At 63.9% G+C, this 21,784-nt stretch carries 16 protein-coding genes, 1 tRNA gene and 1 pseudogene; 7 read left to right on the top strand and 11 right to left on the bottom strand.

The features are described 5' to 3' along the window. Positions 1–19 precede the first annotated feature (19 nt). From BLEFHOIH_RS03435 to BLEFHOIH_RS03425, 3 genes are all read right to left on the bottom strand, one after another. Positions 20–802, bottom strand: coding sequence for a TIGR02186 family protein (locus BLEFHOIH_RS03435; RefSeq protein WP_088343081.1), 783 nt, complete (start codon positions 800–802; stop codon positions 20–22). Continuing rightward, on the bottom strand, positions 799–1,731 hold the full coding sequence (locus BLEFHOIH_RS03430; RefSeq protein ID WP_088343080.1) for a sulfite exporter TauE/SafE family protein: 933 nt from the start codon (positions 1,729–1,731) through the stop codon (positions 799–801). The genes BLEFHOIH_RS03435 and BLEFHOIH_RS03430 overlap by 4 nt, the downstream gene beginning before the upstream one ends. A 178-nt stretch (positions 1,732–1,909) precedes the next feature. Beyond that, positions 1,910–4,348: an SEL1-like repeat protein gene (locus tag BLEFHOIH_RS03425; protein WP_170936973.1), complete on the bottom strand. Its 2,439-nt coding sequence runs from the start codon at positions 4,346–4,348 to the stop codon at positions 1,910–1,912. A 457-nt stretch (positions 4,349–4,805) separates the two neighbouring features. Between BLEFHOIH_RS03425 and BLEFHOIH_RS03420 the strand changes: the two genes are divergently transcribed. Continuing rightward, the gene (locus BLEFHOIH_RS03420; protein WP_245296853.1) at positions 4,806–5,312 is read left to right on the top strand and encodes a secondary thiamine-phosphate synthase enzyme YjbQ; all 507 of its coding nucleotides are present in this window, start codon (positions 4,806–4,808) and stop codon (positions 5,310–5,312) included. Between the two features lie 181 nt (positions 5,313–5,493). Continuing rightward, entirely contained in the window at positions 5,494–5,853 is a 360-nt protein-coding gene (locus BLEFHOIH_RS03415) for a response regulator (RefSeq protein ID WP_088343155.1), read from the top strand. Positions 5,854–5,947: 94 nt separating this feature from the next. Here BLEFHOIH_RS03415 and BLEFHOIH_RS03410 read toward each other — a convergent pair whose 3' ends face one another. Beyond that, on the bottom strand, positions 5,948–6,673 hold the full coding sequence (locus BLEFHOIH_RS03410; protein WP_088343077.1) for a hypothetical protein: 726 nt from the start codon (positions 6,671–6,673) through the stop codon (positions 5,948–5,950). A 138-nt stretch (positions 6,674–6,811) separates the two neighbouring features. After that, positions 6,812–10,507: a vitamin B12-dependent ribonucleotide reductase gene (locus BLEFHOIH_RS03405; RefSeq protein ID WP_088343076.1), complete on the bottom strand. Its 3,696-nt coding sequence runs from the start codon at positions 10,505–10,507 to the stop codon at positions 6,812–6,814. Positions 10,508–11,100: 593 nt separating this feature from the next. On the opposite strand from BLEFHOIH_RS03405, the gene BLEFHOIH_RS03400 reads away from it, so the two are divergent. Beyond that, positions 11,101–11,496, top strand: a complete 396-nt coding sequence (locus BLEFHOIH_RS03400) for an NADH:ubiquinone oxidoreductase subunit NDUFA12 (protein ID WP_088343075.1) — start codon at positions 11,101–11,103, stop codon at positions 11,494–11,496. A 234-nt stretch (positions 11,497–11,730) separates the two neighbouring features. Here the strand turns inward: BLEFHOIH_RS03400 and BLEFHOIH_RS03395 are convergent, their stop codons facing one another. From BLEFHOIH_RS03395 to lipB, 3 genes are all read right to left on the bottom strand, one after another. Then, positions 11,731–12,924 (bottom strand): acetyl-CoA C-acyltransferase, encoded by a 1,194-nt coding sequence (locus tag BLEFHOIH_RS03395; RefSeq protein ID WP_088343074.1) that lies wholly within the window; start codon positions 12,922–12,924, stop codon positions 11,731–11,733. 77 nt (positions 12,925–13,001) lie between these two features. Next, positions 13,002–13,844: an isocitrate lyase/phosphoenolpyruvate mutase family protein gene (locus BLEFHOIH_RS03390; protein ID WP_280950409.1), complete on the bottom strand. Its 843-nt coding sequence runs from the start codon at positions 13,842–13,844 to the stop codon at positions 13,002–13,004. A 239-nt stretch (positions 13,845–14,083) separates the two neighbouring features. Further along, on the bottom strand, positions 14,084–14,782 hold the full coding sequence (gene lipB, locus BLEFHOIH_RS03385; RefSeq protein ID WP_088343154.1) for a lipoyl(octanoyl) transferase LipB: 699 nt from the start codon (positions 14,780–14,782) through the stop codon (positions 14,084–14,086). 291 nt (positions 14,783–15,073) lie between these two features. On the opposite strand from lipB, the gene BLEFHOIH_RS03380 reads away from it, so the two are divergent. After that, positions 15,074–15,158, top strand: a tRNA-Leu gene (locus BLEFHOIH_RS03380). Positions 15,159–15,419: 261 nt separating this feature from the next. On the opposite strand, the gene BLEFHOIH_RS03375 is transcribed toward BLEFHOIH_RS03380, so the two are convergent. Then, positions 15,420–15,782, bottom strand: coding sequence for a hypothetical protein (locus BLEFHOIH_RS03375; protein ID WP_125461563.1), 363 nt, complete (start codon positions 15,780–15,782; stop codon positions 15,420–15,422). Positions 15,783–16,003: 221 nt separating this feature from the next. Further along, positions 16,004–16,954 (bottom strand): sulfonate ABC transporter substrate-binding protein, encoded by a 951-nt coding sequence (locus BLEFHOIH_RS03370; RefSeq protein WP_088343071.1) that lies wholly within the window; start codon positions 16,952–16,954, stop codon positions 16,004–16,006. Between the two features lie 586 nt (positions 16,955–17,540). Here BLEFHOIH_RS03370 and BLEFHOIH_RS03365 point away from each other — a divergent pair. The 3 genes and pseudogenes from BLEFHOIH_RS03365 (at position 17,541) to BLEFHOIH_RS03355 (ending at position 20,514) form a co-directional block, all read left to right on the top strand. Continuing rightward, a pseudogene (locus tag BLEFHOIH_RS03365) lies at positions 17,541–19,278 on the top strand (fumarate reductase/succinate dehydrogenase flavoprotein subunit). An 18-nt stretch (positions 19,279–19,296) separates the two neighbouring features. Continuing rightward, entirely contained in the window at positions 19,297–19,530 is a 234-nt protein-coding gene (locus BLEFHOIH_RS03360) for a ferredoxin family protein (protein WP_088343070.1), read from the top strand. 9 nt (positions 19,531–19,539) lie between these two features. Further along, entirely contained in the window at positions 19,540–20,514 is a 975-nt protein-coding gene (locus tag BLEFHOIH_RS03355; RefSeq protein ID WP_088343069.1) for a HEAT repeat domain-containing protein, read from the top strand. A gap of 187 nt (positions 20,515–20,701) precedes the next feature. Here the strand turns inward: BLEFHOIH_RS03355 and BLEFHOIH_RS03350 are convergent, their stop codons facing one another. Further along, positions 20,702–21,679, bottom strand: coding sequence for a tripartite tricarboxylate transporter substrate binding protein (locus tag BLEFHOIH_RS03350; RefSeq protein WP_088343068.1), 978 nt, complete (start codon positions 21,677–21,679; stop codon positions 20,702–20,704). Positions 21,680–21,784: the final 105 nt, after the last annotated feature.

The raw sequence follows: 21,784 nt of genomic DNA, 5'->3' as shown, positions 1-21,784 counted from the left end.
TGGCGGTCTGCGGGCCGCCCTAACTCCGCCCGAACAGCATCCAACCGGTAAAACCGCAGGCGACGGCCATCAGCACGGCCATGAACCCGTAGAGCCAGGGCCGCTCGAAGGCCAGGGTTTCCAAGATCCGCTCCAGCCCAACCTTCTTCACCGTCAGGGTTACGTCGTCGCGGCTGAGCAGCTTGCCCGCCTGCAACAGGTAGATGGTCGCGGTGTAGTCGCCCTCGATCACCTTGACCGGCAGAGTGATGTTGCCCCGGAACAGGCTTCGGCCGAGGAACTTCACCGCGTCCGGCTTCTCGATATACAGCCCGTCGCGCTTCTTGATGCGGACGATGGCGTCGGCGAATTCTTCCGCCATTTTGGCGCCGCCCCAGGAGGCCGGATTGGGATCGAATTCGACGCCGTATTTGCGCAGCGTCTCCATGTCGGCGATCTCGGTGAGCGGGCGCGTCGAGAGCACGGCGTAAAAGCTGGGCAGTTCGGTGACGCCCTCCGAGGGGCCATTGACCCAGATCCCGGCAAAACGCTCCTTCTTGCGCGCGATCACGGTTTCGGCGGGGCCTCGGATCACGATGATGACGTCGTAATAATCGGGATCGCTGTCGGTCCGTTTGCTGCCGTCGACCGAGCCGAACACCACGATCTCGGCGCCGGTGAAATCCGATTTGATCGAGATCTCGCGCGAGGACATGTCGGCCTCGACGGCCTCGGCGCGGTCCTGGGCGGAGGACGGTCGCGCGAAGGCGAGCAGCGCCAAGCCGGCGGCAACGAGGATCGCGAGGCGGAGACGGCGCATCATAGCGAGCTTCTCGGCAGCACGTTTTGGATTGAGAACAACTCCGGCGGCGTCGTCAGTAGATCGACCATCAGCCGCACGCAGACGCCGAGCACCAGCAGCGCCAACAAAGCGCGCAAATGTTCGCTGCGCAGTTTGAGCCCCGCCTGCGTGCCGAATTGCGCGCCGATCACCCCGCCAACCATCAGGATCAGCGCCAGGAGGAGGTCGACGGCCTGGTTGGTCGCGGCATGCAAAATGGTGGTGACCCCGGCGACAAAGATGACTTGGAACAGGCTGGTGCCGATCACGACCTTGGTCGGCATCCGCAGCAGATAGATCATCGCCGGCACCATGATGAAGCCGCCGCCGACGCCCAGAATGCCCGATAGAAAGCCGACCGCCGCGCCGATCACCAGGGGCGGAATCGCGCTGATGTAAAGCTTCGACCGCTGGAAACGCATTTTCAGCGGCAGGCCGTGGATCCAGTGATGCTGCGCGGCGCGGCGCGCGGAGGGGGCGCCGCCATTACGCGCGCGGTGCATCGCGCGCAGGCTCTCGCTCAGCATTAGCACGCCGATGCTGGACAGGAAGACCGAGTAAAGCAGCGATACCGCCAGTTCGACCTGTCCCGCCTCACGCAGGACCTTGACCGCCTGCACGCCGCCGAAGGCCCCGACAACGCCGCCGAGCAGCATGATCGTGCCCATCTTGAAGTCGACATTGCCGCGCCGCCACTGCGTCATCGTGCCCGAGACGGAGCTGGCGACCACCTGATTGGCGCCGGTCGCGACGGACACGGCCGCCGGGATGCCGGTCAGGATCAGGAGTGGCGTGATCAGGAAGCCGCCACCGACGCCGAACATGCCCGAGAGAAATCCGACTGCGGTGCCCATGCCAAAAATGGTGAAGATGTTCACCGTGGTTTCGGCAATCGGCAGATAGATATGCATGTGACCGGCATCCAGTCGGTGCCTTGCGCCATGCCCCAGCGGCCTCACCGCGTGAGGATGCCGGGCCGGGCGCCTTTACGAGATTGCCGCCGATAAAGCAGAAGGAGGCCCGCTTCGTCAATGCGCGGCTCCGTCGCCTTGATCCCCAGCCCTTGTGTCGGTGCCCCGCCCGGTGGTCCTATTGCTGGGCAAATTTCATTTTTGCAACCAGAGCTTCGGTGAGCTGCCCGCTACCATGCTGGCCAACCCGTTGTTCGAATTCGTGGATCGCGGCGATGGTCTTCGGGCCGAGCACGCCGTCGACCGGGCCGGGCTTGTAGCCGAGCCGGGTCAGCAGCGCCTGTGCGTCCGCCACCATCGATTCACGCGGTGCGATTTCGGCCTTCCAGGCAGCATTGATCAGTTGGGTGCTGGGGAGTTTCGGCTGGATGACCGGCTGGACGCGTTGCGCCGTCTCTACGGGCGGCTCCGGCGCGACACCGTTGATGGCAGGGTCGATACGGGCGGCTTTCCAGTTGGACATGTTGAACTCTGCCGTCGCCCGCTGGATCTGCGTCAGCTTCGGGGCCAAATTGTCGCGCTTCTGCACGGCGTCGCCGTCGCCGTCGCGGGCTGCAAGCGCGAACCACTGATAGGCCAACGCCGCGTCTTTCGGCACGCCCAGGCCGATCTCGTAGAGGATCCCGAGATTGTACTGGCTATCGTGAACGCCGGCTTCGGCAGCCTTGCGGTACCATTTCGCGGCGAGGGCGTAGTTGAGGGTCGGATTGTTGCGATTGCTCAACAGACCCGCCAATCGGGACATGGCCTCCACATGGCCCTGCTCCGCGGCCAAGCCGTACCAGCGCGCCGCCTCGGCGAGACTCTTTGGCGCGCCCCGGCCCTTTTCATAAAGGATCGCCAGCCGGTATTGCGAGGGCGCATGGCCGTTTTCGGCGGCGCGGCGGAACCAGCGGGCCGCTTTCGACAGCCTCTCATCGACCGGCATCGCCTGGTCGGCGTCGCTGCCTTCGAGATAGGTTTGGCCGACGGAGAACTGCGCATTGGCGTCGCCGTCGACGGCGGCCTTGCGCAGGCTGTCGCCCTTGCCGGTGCTGCCGATGGACATGGTGGCGGCGGGCGCCGAGGTGTCGACCGGCTCGGCGGCGCTCAGCGCGGCAGGGGCGGTCTGCTTCGGGTGAAGCGTGGCAGCGGTCTTTTCGGCCGGAATGGTCACCCAGTGGTCCTGGGACAGGGCGATCCGGCTCGGCGTGGAACCGATCCGTTCGGCGCTCTTGCCCGTCGAGGACGTCGTCATCGCGGCGGCGGAAGCGGCACTGTCGGACAGCGCGGCGCTGGCCTGCGCGCCCGGGGGGATCCTGTCGCGCAGATTGAGATAGAGCATCGCGGCGCTGGCCAGCAGCAGGATGATGGCGGCGACCACGAGGCCGGTGCGGGAACTGCCGCGCTCATCCTCGGGGAGGAACTCGCCATAAGGGATTTGGTAGCGCACCGGCTCTCCGTGCTGGGGGAGTTGGCGGGCGGGACCGTCGGCGAGCCGGGCGGCCCGCTGCGCTGCCGCGATCAGCTTGCCGTCATAATCGTCCTCATCGTCGAAATCGCCGTGATCGGCCGGGGCGGCCTTCCAGCCTGGCTCGGGCGCGGCTTGCGGCTGCCGGCGCGCTTCGTCCTCGAGCCGGTCCAGGCTTTCGTCGAGGCAGCTCTGAAGCTGCTTCAGGCGCTCTTCCGTGCTGCGCGTGCCGTGCGCGGACTGCATCGCCAGATGCGAGACCTCGCGGCTGAGATCGGCGATCGAGGATTTTGGAGCCAGGGTGTCGAGCTTGGCCTCCAGCTTGCCGGCGACCAGATCCGCAGTGGCGCGCGCCAGGGTCGGTCCGGTGCCGCGCGCAACGATCTCCAGTCCTTTGGCCGTCGCCGAGATCGCCGCATGCGACTGCGCAACGAGGCCGCTCAACTGGTTCAACCGCTCCTCGACGCCGCGCACCCGCGCGTCCTGGGTGACGCTCCAGTGCTTATTGTCCTCGAGATAGGCGGCGAGCTTCTTAAGCCCGGCCTCGACCGGCACCATCGATCGGTCGGTCTCGCGGGATTCGAGCTTTTCCATCAGCAGGTGAAACTGCCGCTCCAAAAGGTCGAGGCGCTGCGTCGGGATCTTTTCCGCGAGCATGTCGATGGAGGAGCGCATCGTCGCGAACCGGTCCTCGAACCAGATCCGGTCGAGTATGGGCGCGTTTGGGGTAGTCCTGTGCAGGGTCGGGCGGGCCGAGCGTTCGCCAGGTTTGAAGGGCGTCAGCGGGATCTGGCGCGCGGGGGCGTCGGCGGACTCGGCGGGAGCTGCGGCCGGCGCGGCGGCGGCTTGCTGCGAGAGATCGGCATGCAGATAGGCCGACAATTCGCGCAGCCTGTCTTTCAGCGCCGGCCCGCGGTCGTCGGGCTGCTTCAGCGAGCGCTGCTTCAGGGGCGCCGCCGAGGCCGGTACGCCGCGCTGGGCAGGCAGCGGCTGAGCTTCGGCCGGCTGCGGCGACGCGATGGCGGCGAGCCGATCCTCCAACTCGCGCAGCGCCACATTGCCCAATTGCCGGTAGCCGTGAACTTCGGATAGGAAACGCCGCAGCAATTCCTCCGCTTCCGGGTGGTGCGCGCCAGGAGGGGATGCTCGGCCGGCGGCGGAGGGACCGGCCGGCGGCGATGGCACAGGGCGATCCGCCCCCACATTGGCATTTGAAGTCATGGCACGTCCCGAAAGCTCTCGCGAGCAATGATGCCCCTGTCAGCGGCGCAGACGCCTCGGGTGATGCGATGAGACGATTGACGGCCTTGCCTGGCGGGGCGTGAAACTGTGACTGGCGACACGACGCAAACAACTCTTTCCCAAATGTTGCGCGTGCGAGTAAATATTCAGTAAAGCATTGGATCTTTTTTGAATTTTCTGTGTCGGAATGGGACTGGAAAAGCGGCAAAAGCCCGCATCGCGACGCTGCCAATTTTGTGGAAAATGGCGATTTTAGGCTCCGCGCCGCTGCGTTCGGCGTTAGTCTGGAAGACCGATCCGGCAGGGGTCGTTAACGCGCTTGATGCAAGCTGATCGCATGACAGACAAATTGCCATCGGCGCCCGGCGATGACGGTGCGGGCGGCGGGCGGGTCTTCGCCCAGGCGAACCACGCGCTGCAAGTGCGCACGGCTGGGCCTGGTTTTACCGAGATTACGGAAAAAGTTCGCGGCTGGATCGATGAGATCGGCGCACAGGACGGGCTATTGACACTGTTCATCGCTCACACCTCGGCCTCGCTGACGATCCAGGAGAATGCCGATCCCGATGTTCGGCACGATCTGCAGCAGGCGCTGAATAGCCTAGCCCCGGAGGGCGCGGGCTACCGGCATTCGAGCGAAGGGCCGGACGACATGCCGGCCCATATCAAGGCGATGTTCACCTCGGTCAGCCTTTCGATCCCGGTGATCGACGGGCGCACGGCGCTCGGCACATGGCAGGGCATCTATGTGATTGAGCACAGAACCCGTGCTCATGCCCGCAAGGTAGAGTTGCATTTTATCGGAACGCGCCAAACTTCCGCCGCTTAGTAGCCCAACTCTGTCGAAAGCGTCACAGCTTATTAACCGTTACGAGTAAGGTTAATCCGATGATACCTCTCGATTTTGCCGTCGGATCGAGTAGTTTGAGGAAGGCGGGTCTTTATTTAAATTTTGGTCAACGCCGGGTTGTAGCGTATATTTCCACCAGGTGAGAACTCCTATCATGACGATGCCCTGTATTCTCCTCGCTGAAGACGATGAGTCGATGCGCCGCTTCCTGGTGAAGGCGCTGCAGCGCGCGGGCTATGACGTCGTGTCGTTTTCGAACGGGGCGGAAGCCTTTGAGTGTCTGCGAAATCGCCAGTTCACTCTGCTGCTCACGGACATCGTGATGCCGGAAATGGACGGCATCGAACTGGCCAAGCGGGCCTCGGAGTTGCAGCCCGAAATGAAGATCATGTTCATTACCGGCTTCGCGGCCGTCGCCCTGCATCCCGATTCCAAGGCACCGCGCGAGGCGCGCATCCTCTCCAAACCCGTCCATCTGCGCGAGCTCGTGCATGAGGTGGATCGGCTGATCGCCGCTTAGGCTTCTGCGCATCACCGGTCGCGGATTCTCGCTAACACTATGCGGTGCAAAGCGCCGAACGGTCTCGCGGGAGAAGTGAAAATGCGCCGATAGGCTAATGCCGCAGCACCTGACCGTTCACCGGCAAGCTGTTCCAGTCGAACGGCAGCGCTGATCCGTCCTCGCCGACAATCTCGCTGAGTTCCGTCAACAGGAACGGCTCTTCCGTATCGTCGCCCAAGAGGCTGACCTCTTCGCCGCCGGCATGGCCGATCAGCACACGCGAGGGCAGCGCGTCGAAGCCGTAGCGTGCGGCAAGGCCGAAATGCAGCGCTTCGCAAGCATCAAGCAGCAGCCGCACATCGACGCGACCGGCAACCTTATAGCCAAGCAGCGGATCGTTCTTACCGACGCCGTCAAAACCGAGAAAGCCGCGCGCTTCCAGAAACCGCTTCGGCTGCACCGCGCCGTTGAAGACGTTCTGGGCGTCGGGCAAAAGCGTGTCTTGCAGGTCCGAGCTGTTCACCGTCGCCAGACGGAAGGTGTCGATCTCGGGTCTAAGTTCGGGCTCGTACAGCCGCAGTTCCTTGGCCAGATCGCGGGCGCGCAGGATTTTGGCGAGCATCATCACTTCACAGCTCCACAGGCTGTGCGTGTATTGCCGGAAGCTCGCCAGCTTGCTGGCGATTTCCGAGCAGTCCATGCCGGGCGCAAGCTGCGGCATGTCGCAGACACTGAGCTGTAGCCGGTCGCCGGCTTCGATGGCGGCGCGAAGCGCCTCGCTCAGAAAGTAGACGATGGACTCCTGGTGCCCTTCATCATTGGTCGAAAGAATTCCCATTTACTCCGTTGCCAGCCGCTAGGCCGCCCCCCGCTTTGTTTCAGGAAGAGCCGAAACGCGCCAAACTCCGGATTGACGGCCGGGCCACTTTCCTCGCGGCCCAGCCGATGATCCGGCGGCATTCAACTTATGTGATACTCAGGAACATCCGCTGGTCGAACCGCAAGTGTCGCATTTCAGACAAGTGCCGTTCCGGACCAGGGTGAAATTTCCGCAATCGCCGCAGGCCTCGCCCTCATAGCCCTTGATTCGGGCCTCGACGCGAAGTGCGCTTTCGGATTTTTCAACTGGCGCGACATAAGTGTGTACATGGGCAGCCGGAGTGATCGCCATTGCGTTGTTGCCATGGACATGGCCGACCGACGCCGCTAGCGCCTGCCGGATCTTTGCAACGGGACCGTCTCCCTCGCCCGAAGAGACAGCCTCGCTCGAAACCATGACAACTTTATGGTTAAGAGCGCCGCGCATCATGCCGCGGCTCATATAGCGGTCGGCGGAGACGGCGGCATGGCCCTTATCTTCGGCGACGCCCGCGCCCACGGTCATATTGTCGATCTCGGATGGATCGACATGGGCGAGGTCGTTGCGGCCGAGATAGGAGACGGCGAGTTCGCGGAAAATGTAATCAAGAATGGAGGTTGCATTCTTGATCGTATCATTGCCTTGAACAAGCCCGGCCGGCTCGAAGCGCGTAAAGGTAAAGGCGTCGACATATTCCTCCAGCGGCACCCCGTATTGCAGGCCGAGGCTGATGGCGATGGCGAAATTGTTCATAAGTGACCGGAAAGCCGCGCCTTCCTTGTGCATATCTATGAACAACTCGCCGAGGCGCCCATCCTCGTACTCGCCGGTGCGCAGGTAGACCTTATGGCCGCCGACCACCGCCTTCTGGGTATAGCCCTTGCGGCGGTTGGGGAGCTTGGCCCGCGTCGCCAGCTCGCGCTCGCGCTCGATGATCCGCTCGACGATGCGCTCGGCCACCAGCTCGACATGCTTCTGGGTCGGCTTCTCCGCGATGATCGGCTCGCCGTCATCCTCGCTCTCCTCATCGCTGAGGAGTTGAGCCTGCAAGGGCTGGGAGAGCTTGGAGCCATCGCGATAGAGCGCATTGGCCTTCAGCCCGAGCCGCCAGGACATCATATAGGCGTTCTTGCAATCCTCGACCGTTGCGTTGTTCGGCATGTTGATGGTCTTGGAGATGGCGCCCGAGATGAACGGCTGCGCCGCCGCCAGCATGCGGATGTGGCTCTCCGCCGACAGGAAGCGCTTACCCTTGCGGCCGCACGGATTGGCGCAATCGAAGATCGGCAAATGCTCGTCCTTCAGCCCCGGCGCGCCTTCAAGGGTCATTGCGCCGCAGCAATATTCGTTGGCCGCCTCGATCTGCGCCTTGGTGAAGCCGAGATGGCCCAGCAGGTCGAATTTGGGGGAGTCGAGCTGCTCCTTGGAAATGCGGAGCGTGTTGACGCAGAACTCTTCGCCCAGCGTCCATTTGTTGAAGGCGAATTTGATGTCGAAGGCGCTCGCGAGGCCGGTCTCGACCTTGGCGATCACTTCCTGGGTCAAACCCTTCTTCAAAAGGCTCTGGTGGTTGACGTGCGGCGCGCCGTCCAGCGTGCCATGCCCGACGGCATAGTCGATGATGCCGTGCACGGTCTTCTTGTCATAGCCGAGCGAGTCGAGCGCTTCCGGCACCGCGCGGTTGATGATCTTGAAGTAGCCGCCGCCCGCCAGCTTCTTGAACTTCACGATGGCGAAATCGGGCTCGATGCCGGTGGTGTCGCAATCCATGACGAGGCCAATGGTGCCGGTCGGCGCGATCACCGTCGCCTGGGCATTGCGGAAGCCGTGCCGCTGGCCGAGCGCCAGGGCGCGGTCCCAAGCCTGGCGGGCCGCCAGGATCAGGCGCTGATTCGGGCAGGAATGCTTGTCGAGCGGCACCGGCAGGGTGTGCAGGCCCTCATAGCATGAGGTCTCGCCGTAAGCCGCGCGGCGGTGATTGCGGATGACGCGCAGCATGTGCGGGGCGTTCGATTCATAGCCGGCGAAGGCGCCGAGGCGCTGCGCCATCTCCGCCGAGGTGGCGTAGGAGACGCCGGTCATCAGCGCGGAGAGGCTGGCGGCAAGGGCGCGGCCCTCATCGCTGTCGTAGGGCAGGCCGGAGACCATCAGCAGCCCGCCGATATTGGCAAAGCCCAGGCCCAGCGTGCGGTAGCGGTAGGACAGCTCGGCGATTTCCTTCGACGGGAACTGCGCCATCGTCACCGACACTTCGAGCACGACGGTCCACAGCCGCACGGCATGGGCGTAGCCGTCGACGTCGAAGCGCTTGCTGGCGTCGCGGAAGCTCATTAGGTTGAGCGAGGCGAGGTTACAGGCCGTGTCGTCGAGGAACATGTATTCCGAGCAAGGATTTGACGCCCGGATCGGCCCCGAGGCAGGGCAGGTATGCCAGTCATTGATGGTGGTGTGGAACTGCACGCCCGGATCGGCCGAGGCCCAAGCGGCATGGGCGACCTTGTCCCACAGCTCGGCGGCATTCAATGTTTTGACCGTGCGGCCGTTCTTGCGCGCCTTCAGCTCCCACGGGCTGCCATTCTCAACGGCGGCCAGGAAATCGTCGTCGACGCGGATGGTGTTGTTTGAATTCTGGCCGGAGACGGTGCGATAGGCCTCGCCTTCCCAATCGGTGTCGAAGACCGGGAATTCGATCTTGTCATAACCCTGCTTGGCGAACTGGATCACGCGCTGGATATAGCTGTCCGAGACATGTGCCTTGCGGGCCGCACGGATCTCGCGCTTTAGCGCCGGGTTCTTGGCCGGGTCGAAGCAATCATCGCCATCGCCGTCGCAATGGGTGCAGGCGCGCATGATCAGGTTCAGGTGCTTGGCGCAGATTTTCGAGCCCGCCACCATGGCGGCGACCTTCTGCTCTTCCTTCACCTTCCAGTCGACGAATTCCTCGATATCGGGGTGATCGGCATCGACGATGACCATCTTGGCCGCGCGCCGCGTGGTGCCGCCCGACTTGATCGCGCCGGCCGCCCGGTCGCCGATCTTGAGGAAGCTCATCAGTCCCGACGACTTGCCGCCGCCCGACAGTTTTTCGCCCTCGGAGCGGACCATCGAGAAATTGGTGCCGGTGCCGGAGCCATATTTAAACAGCCGCGCCTCGCGTACCCACAGATCCATGATGCCGCTCTCATTGACGAGATCATCCTGGACCGACTGAATAAAGCAGGCGTGCGGCTGAGGGTGCTCATAGGCCGTGGAGGCGCGGGTCAGTTCGCCGGTTTCGTAATCGACATAATAATGGCCTTGGCTCGGCCCATCGATGCCGTAGGCCCAATGCAGGCCGGTATTGAACCATTGCGGGCTGTTCGGCGCGGCCATCTGCATGGCGAGCATGTAGCAAAGCTCATCATGGAAGGCGTGCGCGTCTTCCTCGGTGGAGAAATAGCCGCCCTTCCAGCCCCAATAGGTCCAGGTGCCGGCGAGGCGGTTGAAGACTTGGCGCGCGTCGGTCTCGGAGGTGTAGCGGTCGGCCTCGGGCAGCTCCTCAAGGGCCGCTTCATCGGCCACCGAGCGCCACAGCCATGACGGAATGGAATTTTCCTCGAACCGCTTCAGCCGCGCCGGGACGCCCGCCTTACGGAAATATTTCTGCGCCAGGATGTCGCTGGCGACCTGGCTCCATTGCGCCGGGACCTGGATGTTTTCCAGCCGGAACACGATCGACCCGTCAGGATTGCGGATTTCGCTGGTTGCGTTGTGAAATTCGATATCCGCATAGGGGGATTGTCCCGTCTTGGTAAACCGCCGCTCGATCCGCATCGTCCTGTCCCTCTGAAGCTTTGCCGCGCCGTTCAACTCTAAGAAAACGCACATACGCAACTCGCGCTGGAGGCGGAGGACCGTCTCGCAGCGAACGCAACTTCACAAAGGCGCACACGACAGCGCGGCGCCTGACGTCGGGAATTTTTACGCTGATGGCCTCCGCTCTCGGCCCTGAGCGGGCCCGAAGGCTCACAGTTGATAAGCTGACTGATTCACGCCCTTATGGCCAGCCCTAGCGCATAAAAATTTTTGGGCCACCAAATCTAGTTGCTTCGATGCACCAGCGCCTGTCCCGAGCTCCCCGTCCCCAGCTCGCAGGGGCAGGATATGGCGATTCCCACATGGCAAGCCCGAAGGAGTCGGGGATCGCCCGCCGCCATCAACAGGCAAGCGCTTGCCAGGGCATTTCGCTGATTCTGTATTGGCCTGATGCCGAATCGCAGGGCCGGAAGGGGGATGCGGGAAGCGCGCCCATCCGCTTCCGCTCGGCATGCCGCGCCAAGCGTAAGAACCCCATCACTATAGTGATCTGGACATCGGCCGGGCGCCGATGCGATAGTCGCGTCGACTTAGCAGTGGGCGAGATAGATATGAGCCTCTTCAGCGATCTCTTTACCTGGTGGAACGGCGCGACGCTTTCGACGCGGCTCTATACGGCGCGCCACGGCCGCGCCATCGGCGAAGATGGCTTCGGCAATAAATATTTTGAGGACAAGACCGGCATTGGCCCGGCCGGCAAGCCGCGACGCTGGGTGATCTACAATGGCGACGCCGAAGCCTCGAAGGTGCCCGCGGAATGGCATGGCTGGCTGCATTATAGCCTGGATGAGCCGCCGGGCCATGATTATCAGGCCAAAAGCTGGCAGAAGCCGCATTTGGAGAACCGAACCGGGACCGCTGAGGCGTATCGTCCTGCGGGCAGCATTCTGAACAGCGGTCGCCGCCGCGCACCCGCCCCGGATTATGAGCCTTGGCGGGCTGAATAGGCCCCATTGCTCCGCCGGTCGGCATTACCCCTCACCTGGCAAAACGGGACATCCGCTAAGTCTCGTCGTCCCGGACGCCCGCGAGGGCGAGCCAGGACCAATCCCGCATCCCCAAGCGCTGCTGCAAGCGGAAATGCGAGTAGGTCCCGGCTCTGACCTCCGGGCCGACGGATGTGAGGTTATTCGAATCGAGAAGGTCGGGCAGCGAAGAAGACGGAGGCGGCACCCACCGCCCTAAACCATCTCCACCGCGATCGCGGTCGCTTCGCCGCCGCCGATGCAGATCGCGGCGACGCCGCGTTTGCCGCCGCCACGCTTCAGCGCATTCAGCAGCGTCACCACGATCCGCGCGCCCGACGCGCCGATCGGATGGCCGAGCGCGCAGGCGCCGCCATTGACGTTGACCACGTCATGCGGCAGGCCGAGATCGCGCATCGCCGCCATCACCACGACGGCGAACGCCTCATTGATCTCATACAGATCCGCGTCGCCCGCCTGCCAGCCGGTGGCCTCATAAATCTTGCGCACCGCCTGTATCGGCGCCGTCGTGAACCAAGCGGGTTCCTGCGCATGACTCGCCGTCGCAATGATGCGCGCGATGGGCGTGACGCCGCGCCGCTCCGCCTCGCTTTCGCGCATCAGCACGAGAGCCGCCGCGCCGTCCGAGATCGAACTGGAATTGGCCGCCGTCACCGTGCCGCCCTCGCGGAAGGCAGGCTTGAGCTGTTGGATTTTCTCCGGCCTGGCCGAAAACGGCTGCTCGTCGCGTTCCACCACGCTCTGCGTCTTGCCCGAGATCACGGTCACTGCTGCGATCTCATCGGCAAAACTGCCATCCTCATTGGCCCGCTTGGCGCGTTCCAGCGAGGTGATCGCAAAGGCGTCCTGATCGGCGCGGGTGAACTGGTAATGCTGGGCGGTGTCCTCGGCGAAGGTGCCCATCAGGCGGCCCTTATCGTAGGCGTCCTCCAGGCCGTCGAGGAACATGCTGTCGAGCACCTGGCCGTGGCCGAGCCGCATGCCGCCGCGCGCCTTCGGCAGCAGATAGGGCGCGTTCGACATGCTCTCCATGCCGCCCGCCACGATGATGTCGCCGGGGCGTGCGTGCAGCGCCTCGTAAGCGGAGATGGCGGTCTTCATGCCCGAGCCGCACATCTTGTTGACGGTGGAGCAGGGCACCGACAACGGCAATCCCGCGCCGAGCGCCGCCTGCCGCGCGGGCGCCTGGCCCTGTCCGGCGGGCAGCACGCAGCCCATCAGCACCTCGCTGATATCGCCGGGCTTCAGCCCGCTCTTGGCCAGCGCCGCCTTGATCGCCTCGCTGCCGAGCTGCGGCGCGGTGAGGAGCGACAAGCTGCCCTGGAAGCCGCCCATTGCGGTACGCGCCGCACCGACGATAACGATGGGATCGCTCTGCCTGCCGCTCATGAAACGTCCTCACCTGCCTGATTTGAGGACAGAGTACCGCCGCAGGACGCGCCGCGCCATTCAAACCGCCAGGACGGTTAGCGCAGCAGCGTTTCGAGCGCGTCTTCGGGAATGGCTTTGTCGAGATGGTTGAAATGCCCGAACGCCAGCAGCTCCTCGCCCTTCAGCCGCATATTGCCGAGCAGCGAGCGCAACAGGCTGCCGCCGAAAGTGATGCAGGCGATGCCGATTCCGGCAAAGGCCTTGATCTCCGGCGCCGGGCTGTAGCCGACGGTAATCGCCAGCGGCCCGTCGACGACGCCCGCCAGCCGCTCCAGGATTTGCAGGTGCTGCACGCCGGGGACCATCACGCAATCGGCGCCGGCGGCGAAATAGGCCTCCGAGCGCTCGACCGTGGTCTCGAACGGCGAATGCACTTTCGGCCCGAGCAGAAACGCCTCGGTGCTGATGGTGATGACGGCCGGCATCTTGGCCTCCGCCGTCGCCGCCTTCACCGCGCGCACGCATTCGGTCATCTCTTCGATGGTCAGGATGCCGTGCGAGCCGTTGCGGCCGCCATCCGAAAGCGTGATGCCGACGCAGCCCGCCGCGATCGCCGCGTTGACAGCATATTTGATTTCTTCCAGCGACCGGCCCGCCGCGCCTTCGAGATCGGCGTTGACCGGAGTCTCGAAACCTTTGGTGATGCGTGCCGCCATGGTGAGCAGATCGTCCGTCGCGATGCGCTCCTGGGCGGTATAGCCGAGGCACCAGCCGATCGAGGTCGAGGAGGTGCCGATGAATTCGAAACCGGCATCCGCCATGACGCGCGAACTCGCCACGTCCCAGACTTCCGGCATGACGAAGGTTTCGGATTGTTGCAAACGCCGGCGGAGACGTCTGATTTTGTCTTTCTGGCCGCTCGCCGAGACCTGATCCATGAGTAAACTTTGGTCCATCGCTGTAACGCTTCGCACTTGATGACAGAGGCGACCCGGCAACAGACGAACTGTCAGATTCCGACGCGCTGGCTCATCATCTCTCCGGTCCGGCCGTCAAGCCCCACCTGCCCAAATTCTTATGGAAGGATAAATGCCCGACACGCAGGGTTGGCTTGGTAATTTGACGAATATTTGACTGAGCGGCAGGAAAAGACCGGCCGGCAGTTTCCTCCATTGTTTTATAGCGGGACGTTTTCGGGATGGGAAGATGGGGAATTGAGGTCGAGCTCGGGATCCGGCGCCGCGCGTGAGCCGAAATGGCGCGAAAAGGCGGAGGCGAGGGCGGTGTCGAGATCGTCCATCGACGCATTTTTTCCCAGATCCGTTAAACTTGTCACACCCTGATCGCGGATGCCGCAGGCGACGATGCCGTCATAATGCGTAAGTTCCGGATCGACATTGATGCTGACGCCGTGGAAGCTCACCCAGCGTCGCACGCGAATACCGATGGCGGCGATCTTATCCTCGGCGAGCGGCCCCTTCTCCGGCCGCGGCACCCAGATTCCGGTGCGGCCCGTGCGGCAGGTCGCGTCGACGCCCAGGCCGCCGAGCGCGTCTATCACCCAGCGCTCGATGTCGCGCACGAAGCGGCGCACATCCTTGCCCCGCCGTGACAGGTCGAGCATCAGATAGGCGATGCGCTGGCCGGGCCCGTGATAGGTGAACTGGCCGCCCCGCCCGGTCTGGAACACGGGCAGCCCCTGGGCGTCGAGCAGATCCTCGGGCTTGGCGCTGGTGCCGGCGGTGTAGAGCGGCGGATGCTGCAGCAGCCAGACCAACTCCCCCTCTTCGCCCCTGTGGATGGCGTCCACCCGGCGCTCCATCGCCGCGACGGCATCCTCATACGGCACCGGCTCGCGGCTCGTCGCCCAGGCCAGGAAATCGTCACCGCGATCCGCAAAATTTTCGCCAAACCCTTCAAATTTTACCAAATCGAAACTCCCTCGTGCGAGCTTAGAACTCGTCAAGCGTTGGATGGTGCGGCCCGCGACGATCAAGCCCCGCGTACGTTGCGGCCGCCCTCCTAATTCCAGCCCATTTTCGGCACAAGACCCTCAGGGTCCGCTTGCAATAAGACCGCCCCTTTGCTAAACGTTCGCACGCGCCGTGGTCGCCCTTAATCTCAAGCCATAAGCTTTAAGGGCGAGGCTATCCACGCGCAATATCGTGCGGTCGTGGCGGAATTGGTAGACGCGCAGCGTTGAGGTCGCTGTGGGGCAACCCGTGGAGGTTCGAGTCCTCTCGACCGCACCATTAGGCTTCTCGCCGGTGCTCGCTGAGTGCTGTTACAGCGGAGGCGGTGAAGGCGGCCTAGCAACTGTTCGCAGCGCAGCAATGCCGCGCAGTGAGATCCTCAATTGCTCCGCAAGCTTCAGACCCACGACGACGCGCCGAAACGGGCGGCAAGAATGTCAAGGATCTGAAGACGCGGATTACGCCTGTTGAGGGCAGCTTCGGGCTCGCTGCCCGCTTCGCGGAGAGCCGCCAACCCGGCGAGGCGCGGGGAAGATGATCTCAAACTGATCCCGCAAACCCTGCCAACTCGCCGACGGCCTCGCGAATTGCCGCCAGGCTGGTGAAGACGTTTCGGTCGAGGCCGTCCGTCCGGTGGCCGGCCGAGAAAAATACGAAACGTCCATCGACCCCCAGCGCGAGCCCAACCAGATATCCCCCGACATGGATTGCCACGGGGCCGCCCGATGGCCTTGCAACCGCGACCGGCAGACCGCGGGTGATCTCGGCAACGGCCTGGCTCAGGGAAGGCGGCGGCGCCTTACGGGCCTTTACGAAGCGCATTGGGTCGAGGCGCTTTCTTTTGTCGCGGTCCGCGAGACGCTTCGGGCGCTGGATCGATATTACAGGGGGTTCAAGTCTCATGTGTCAGCTCCCTTATCGCGCGGTGCCTATGTGCTGGCGCGCTTACAGTGATCTGACGAATTTACGAAGCCAATGAGCCCAATCAAACAAATAAATTTCGATAAGCTGGGCCGTTATTTGATATATCGAAATAAATCGCGAACGTAAGCAGTAATTATTGAAAAATGTTTGGGTGGTCGCACCCTCGCGCGGCCACCCAAGCTTTTTCCCCTATCCGGCTATTAAGAGCCTGCCTTCCAGACGACTTCGGCCACGGAGATCTTCTTTGGCAGCAGGCCAAGCGCGTGGAACGTGTCGGCGATGTCCTGTTGAGCGGCGACAACCTGGTCGCCGATCGGCTTGATGCCGTAGGACTGCCGCGCCAACGCCAATTCGACGACGGGCGCCGGAATGCCGGTCGAGGCGCTGAGCTGGGTGGCCGCGCCCTTCGGGTCGGTCTGCACCCATTTGTCGACGTCGCTCAACTCGGCCAGCAGCGCCTCGATGATCTTCGGATTGGCTTCCGCGAACGTCTTGGACGAGAGATAGAACTGATGGTTCGAGACGGTGCCCTCGCCATCGGCCAGGATGCGCGCGCCGACCGCGACTTCGGCGGCGGCCTGGAACGGATCCCAGATCGCCCATGCATCCACCGCGCCTTTCTCGAATGCGGCGCGCGCGTCGGCCGGGGGCAGGTAGCTGGTTTCGATCTCCGAATATTTGACGCCGGCCTTTTCCAGGGCCTTGACCAGCAGATAATGGACGTTCGAACCCTTGTTCAGCGCCACCTTCTTGCCCTTGAGGCCGGCGACCGATTTGATCGGGCTGTCCTTGGGCACCAGAATCGCCTCGCCGCGCGGGGCGGGCGGCTCATGCGCGACATAGAGGAGCGGGGCGCCGGCCGCCTGCGCGAAGATCGGCGGCGCTTCGCCGGTATTGCCGAAATCGATGGCGCCGACATTGAGGGCCTCCAGCAATTGCGGTCCGGCCGGGAACTCAGTCCAGGTGACCTTGAAGCCGAACGGCTCGAGCTTTTTCTCCAGCGTCCCCCGGCTTTTCAGCAGGATCAGCTTGCCATATTTCTGGATGCCGACGCGGATCGTCTTGTCCTGCGCCATCGCGGGGAGGGAGAAGCCGGCGGCAAGCCCCGCCAGCGCCAACGCGCCCACCAATCGCTTCAGTCGTCCTGTCATTGGGATGCTCCTTTTCGATGAACGCCGCTGTCCCGCGACGAGGCAAAGTCCGGCAGGCTTTGCCAGCAGGGTTCCGGATTGCGCTTCATCGAGTCTTACGGGCGAGCATCCGGGCGGCTAACGAAGAAGTTCTCATAAGCTTATCACCCCGCGACCGGCACGACGTCGCCCAGTGTTTAGAACTTAGGCTGCTTTGCTTAGCTGATTTGATTGGTGGTCACCGGCGGATCATTGCCGGACATTGACATTCTCTGAACCTCCCGCTCAGACAATCCTATGGGCCTGGGCCGGTTTGCCGTGCGCAGGCCGGCCCTTTTTAGGCGATTGCCGCCGGCACGGATCGACCGCGCGCCGCAACTGATAAGCTTTGCAGATATTCTTCGTTCGCCGCGGCAGGGCGCCGGTTCGATACTGGAGGACCGTTGCGCGACCGGCTTGAGCCCCCGCGCGAAACAGTGGGGCCGTGGAGGCTTCCCGGCCAGGAAGGAGCTCAACGTGAGCCTCGACATTCGCAATCTCGATGCTTCTTCACGGACAAACTGCCCATGCACGGCTGTCGCCGAGACAGTTTGAAAAGGGGACGCGAATGGACGAGATCGTCGACGGCCTGTCCGAGGTTTCCTGCAACGTGCTGGTGATCGGCGGCGGCACGGCGGGCCCGATGGCGGCGCTCAAGGCCAAGCTGAAAAACCCCCGGCGGCACCGTCATCCTTCTGGAGAAGGCCAATGTGAAGCGCTCCGGCGCCATCTCCATGGGCATGGACGGGCTCAACAATGCCGTCATTCCCGGCCATGCGACCCCCGAGCAGTACACCAAGGAAATCACCATCGCCAATGACGGCATCGTCAACCAGGCGGCGGTGCTAAAATATGCCCAGCGCTGCTACGGCATCATCGAGGAGCTGGACCGCTTCGGCATCCGCTTCGCCAAGACCGAGAACGGCGATTTCGCGGTGAAGAAGGTGCATCACCTCGGCAGCTACGTGCTGCCCATGCCCAATGGCGACACGGTGAAGAAGGCGCTGTATCGCCAGTTGCGCCGGGCGCGCCTGCTGATCTCCAACCGCTACATGGCGACGCGGCTGCTGACGGGCGCGGATGGCCGCATCGCCGGCGCCATCGCGGTGAACACGCGCAGCGCCGAGTTTCTGGTCATCCGGGCGAAGACCGTCATCCTGTGCATGGGCGCGGCCGGGCGGCTGGGGCTGCCCGCCTCGGGCTATCTGTTCGGCACCTACGAGAACGCCGCCAATTCCGGCGACGGCTATGCCATGGCCTATCATGCGGGCGCGGCGCTCGCGAACCTCGAATGCTTTCAGATCAATCCGCTGATCAAGGACTATAACGGCCCGGCCTGCGCCTATGTCGCGGGGCCTTTCGGCGCCTACACGGCCAACAACGAAGGCGCCCGCTTCATCGAATGCGACTACTGGTCCGGCCAGATGATGCTGGAATTCTTCAACGAGCTGAAGTCCGGCAAGGGGCCGGTTTTCCTAAAACTCAATCATCTGCACGAGGACACCATCGCCGAGATCGAGAGCATCCTGCATAAGGTCGAGCGACCCTCGCGCGGCGAATTCCATGCCGGTCGCGGCACCGACTACCGCCGCGACATGATCGAGATGCACATCTCCGAGATCGGCTTCTGTTCGGGCCACAGCGCCTCGGGCGTCTTCGTCGACGAATTCGCGCGCACCACGGTGCCCGGCCTCTACGCCGCTGGAGACATGGCCAGCGTGCCGCATAATTACATGCTCGGCGCCTTCACCAACGGCGCCATTGCCGGGGAGGACGCAGCCGAACAGGCGTATGGGCTCGATTTCGCGGAGATCGACCCCGTGGACATCGCCAGGGAGCGCGAGCGCGTGCTGGCTCCGACCCGGCGCGAGGACGGCATTCCGCCGAACCAGATCGAGTACAAGACGAGGCGGCTGGTGAACGACTACCTGCAGCCGCCAAAAGTCCGGCGCAAATACGAGCTGGCGCAGGCCCGCTTCGCTGAGATCCGCGACGATCTCGAAAATCGCATGCTGGCGCGCAATGCGCACGAGCTGCTGCGGGCGCTGGAGGCGGCCTCGATCCTCGACTGCGCCGACATGGCGGCCTTCGCCTCGCTCTATCGCCAGGAGAGCCGCTGGGGCCTCTATCACCTGCGCACCGACTATCCGGCCAAGGACGAAGCCAATTGGTTCTGCCACACGCTGCTGTCCAAGCGGGATGGCCGCATGACCGGCGAGAAGCGCGCCGTCGATCCTTATATCGTGCCCGTCGCCGACGATGAGAAAGCCCTTTACGGCAAGCAGCGCCTGCGCGCCAGCGCCTGAGGCCGAGGAGTACCGACCATGCCGCTCGCCGCCACCCAGACCTCCGTTCCCGTCGTCGTCGATAACGACAAATGCATCGCCGATAAGGGCTGCACGGTCTGCGTCGACGTCTGTCCGCTCGACGTGCTGCGCATCAGCGAGATGACCGGCAAGGCCTACATGGCCTATGACGAGTGCTGGTATTGCATGCCCTGCGCCTGCGACTGCCCAACCGGCGCCGTCACCGTGAACATTCCCTATTTGCTGAAATAGAGGCGTTACATGGGCGGACCGTTCGAAGCCTATAGCGATCTGGACGAGAGCGCCGAGCGCCTCAAAGCCGCCGACGCCGGAGAGCGCCGCGTCGCCGTGATGGAGCTCGGCCATGCGGGCGATCCGGACGCGATCCCGCTGCTCGCCGGTGTGCTCGCCGATCCCGACGCTGGGGTGCGCCGGGAGGGGGCCCGCGCGCTCGGGGAATATGATGGCCTTGAAGCCGCGGAAGCCATCGCGCTCGCGCTCATCGATGCCGATCCGGACGTCGCCGCCGCGGCGGCTGACAGCGCCGCCGAGCTGAGAGATCCCGCCGCCGCCGATCCGTTCATCGCCCTCGCCGGCCACGCATCGGCATCCGTGCGCGCCGCCGCGTTGAGGGCGCTCAAGGAATTGCGGCGCGGCGATGCGCTGAAACCCGCGCTGGAGGCCTTGCGCGATCCAGACCCATCGGTTCGGGTGCAGGCGGTGGGCGTGCTCGGCTTCCTCAAGCGCGAGGAGACCATCCCGGCCTTGCGGATCGCGACGGCGGACGCCGACCCCCAGATCCGGCGGGCGGCCGTCAGCGCGCTCGCCTTTGCCCAGTCCGCCGCCGCGACCGAGGCGATCCACGCGGCGCTCCGGGACGAGGACTGGATGGTCCGCGAAGTCGCCGCCGATACGCTGGGGAACGGCGCTGCGGGTGCGCTGGTCGCCCCGGCTCTGATTGCCGCGCTGGACGATGCATTCTGGCAAGTCAGGCTGAAGGCGGCGCGTAGCCTCGGCCGTCTGCGGGCCGTTAACGCCGCCCCCCGCATCGCCGCCAGCCTGGTTGCGCCGCAGGTCAATCTGCGCAAGGAAGCCGCCGCCCTCGGCGAGATCGCGGCAGCCTCGAGCCGCCCGCATCTCGAAGCTGCTCGAGACGATCCCGATCCCGACGTGCGCAAGACCGTAGGCTGGGCCTTGAGGCAGATCGATCGCCGCGCCGCCGCGCGCGAGGCTTGACGTGGGTATCAGGCTGTTGCGGAGGTTCGGCTGACCTCTGTCCTCGCACGCGGCGATGGAAGTCGAAAACAATCGTGTCGCCTTGGAGATCGGCCGGAAGTTCGCAGGACTTTTAAGGCGTTGGCGGGCCGCCGGTTAGAACCGGCGGCCTTGAATTACGGTCCGGTGTTCGGCAGCTATTGCGCGGTCAGGAATCCAGCTTGATGTTGTTGTCCTTGATGATCTTGCCCCAGATTTGGATCTGATCGTTCAAAAAGGTCCGCAACTCGTCGGCTCCGCCGTTCACTAGCGTCATTTGCTGGCCGTCGACCAACTGCGAAACCACCTTTTCATCCCCGAGCACCGCACGCAGTTCCCCGGCGAACCTGTCGACCGTCGGCTGCGGCGTCCCCTTGGGAGCAAACACGCCCCACCACGCATGGGATTCCAGCCCGCCGAAACCGGCCTCGGCGAGCGTCTGCGTATCGGACAGCGCGGGCAGGCGACTCTTGCCGGTCTGCACCACGGGATGGAGTTTGCCGGCTTTCACATGCGGAGCGCCCAACGCCGCGCTGCCGACGACCAGATCGATGTGCCCGCCGATCGCATCCGTCACGGCAGGGCCGCCGCCCTTGTAGGGCACGTGAACCAGCTTCACGCCGGCGGCGTTGGCGAGCCTGACCATGGTGAGATGGCCGAGGCTGCCGATGCCGATGGAACCATAGGTGATGGTGTCCGGTGCCTTTTTCGCGGCCTCGATCACATCAGCGAAGGTCTTGAAGGGCTTGCTCGGGCTCGTCGCGAGAAGGTTCGGCGCCGTGCCGATCAGATAAACCGGAACCAGATCCGCCTTGGTGTCGAACGGCAAGTTGGGCATGAGAGTCGGATTGATGGCGTGCGTATCGAACACCAGGAGCCAGGTGTTCCCGTCCGGCTGCGCTCGGGCCGCTGTTGCCGCGCCGATGCTGCCGGATGCGCCGCCGATATTCTCGATGACGACATTGGCGCCGAGACGCCCCTGGAGACCGGGGGACAGCGCGCGGCCCACCGCGTCAACGGAACCGCCCGGCGGAAACGGCACAATGATGCGGATCGGACCCGAAGGCCAATTCGCGGCGCGCGCCAATGTACTGGCGAAAGGTAATGTCGAGAGTCCTGACACAAATATGCGTCTTGTGAGCGCCATGGGTCGTCCTTTTACCTTGGGTGCGTCAGAGGAAGCGAATGCCGGCCCAGCTTAACTCTGCGGGCGGCACCGTGGAACACAAACGCCGACTTTGTGAAAGTCTTG

Source organism: Rhodomicrobium sp. R_RK_3 (genome assembly GCF_002198715.1).
In the GTDB taxonomy this organism is placed as follows: Bacteria; Pseudomonadota; Alphaproteobacteria; order Rhizobiales; family Rhodomicrobiaceae; genus R-RK-3.
This window is presented reverse-complemented; position numbering and strand designations above follow the sequence as displayed.

Bases quoted from the DNA above. Each gene is read 5' to 3' on its own strand.
- BLEFHOIH_RS03435 (WP_088343081.1), bottom strand. From the start codon at position 802: ATGATGCGCCGTCTCCGCCTCGCGATCCTCGTTGCCGCCGGCTTGGCG.
- BLEFHOIH_RS03430 (WP_088343080.1), bottom strand. From the start codon at position 1,731: ATGCATATCTATCTGCCGATTGCCGAAACCACGGTGAACATCTTCACC.
- BLEFHOIH_RS03420 (WP_245296853.1), top strand. From the start codon at position 4,806: ATGCAAGCTGATCGCATGACAGACAAATTGCCATCGGCGCCCGGCGAT.
- BLEFHOIH_RS03415 (WP_088343155.1), top strand. From the start codon at position 5,494: ATGCCCTGTATTCTCCTCGCTGAAGACGATGAGTCGATGCGCCGCTTC.
- BLEFHOIH_RS03410 (WP_088343077.1), bottom strand. From the start codon at position 6,673: ATGGGAATTCTTTCGACCAATGATGAAGGGCACCAGGAGTCCATCGTC.
- BLEFHOIH_RS03405 (WP_088343076.1), bottom strand. From the start codon at position 10,507: ATGCGGATCGAGCGGCGGTTTACCAAGACGGGACAATCCCCCTATGCG.
- BLEFHOIH_RS03400 (WP_088343075.1), top strand. From the start codon at position 11,101: ATGAGCCTCTTCAGCGATCTCTTTACCTGGTGGAACGGCGCGACGCTT.
- BLEFHOIH_RS03395 (WP_088343074.1), bottom strand. From the start codon at position 12,924: ATGAGCGGCAGGCAGAGCGATCCCATCGTTATCGTCGGTGCGGCGCGT.
- BLEFHOIH_RS03390 (WP_280950409.1), bottom strand. From the start codon at position 13,844: ATGGATCAGGTCTCGGCGAGCGGCCAGAAAGACAAAATCAGACGTCTC.
- BLEFHOIH_RS03375 (WP_125461563.1), bottom strand. From the start codon at position 15,782: ATGAGACTTGAACCCCCTGTAATATCGATCCAGCGCCCGAAGCGTCTC.
- BLEFHOIH_RS03370 (WP_088343071.1), bottom strand. From the start codon at position 16,954: ATGACAGGACGACTGAAGCGATTGGTGGGCGCGTTGGCGCTGGCGGGG.
- BLEFHOIH_RS03360 (WP_088343070.1), top strand. From the start codon at position 19,297: ATGCCGCTCGCCGCCACCCAGACCTCCGTTCCCGTCGTCGTCGATAAC.
- BLEFHOIH_RS03355 (WP_088343069.1), top strand. From the start codon at position 19,540: ATGGGCGGACCGTTCGAAGCCTATAGCGATCTGGACGAGAGCGCCGAG.
- BLEFHOIH_RS03350 (WP_088343068.1), bottom strand. From the start codon at position 21,679: ATGGCGCTCACAAGACGCATATTTGTGTCAGGACTCTCGACATTACCT.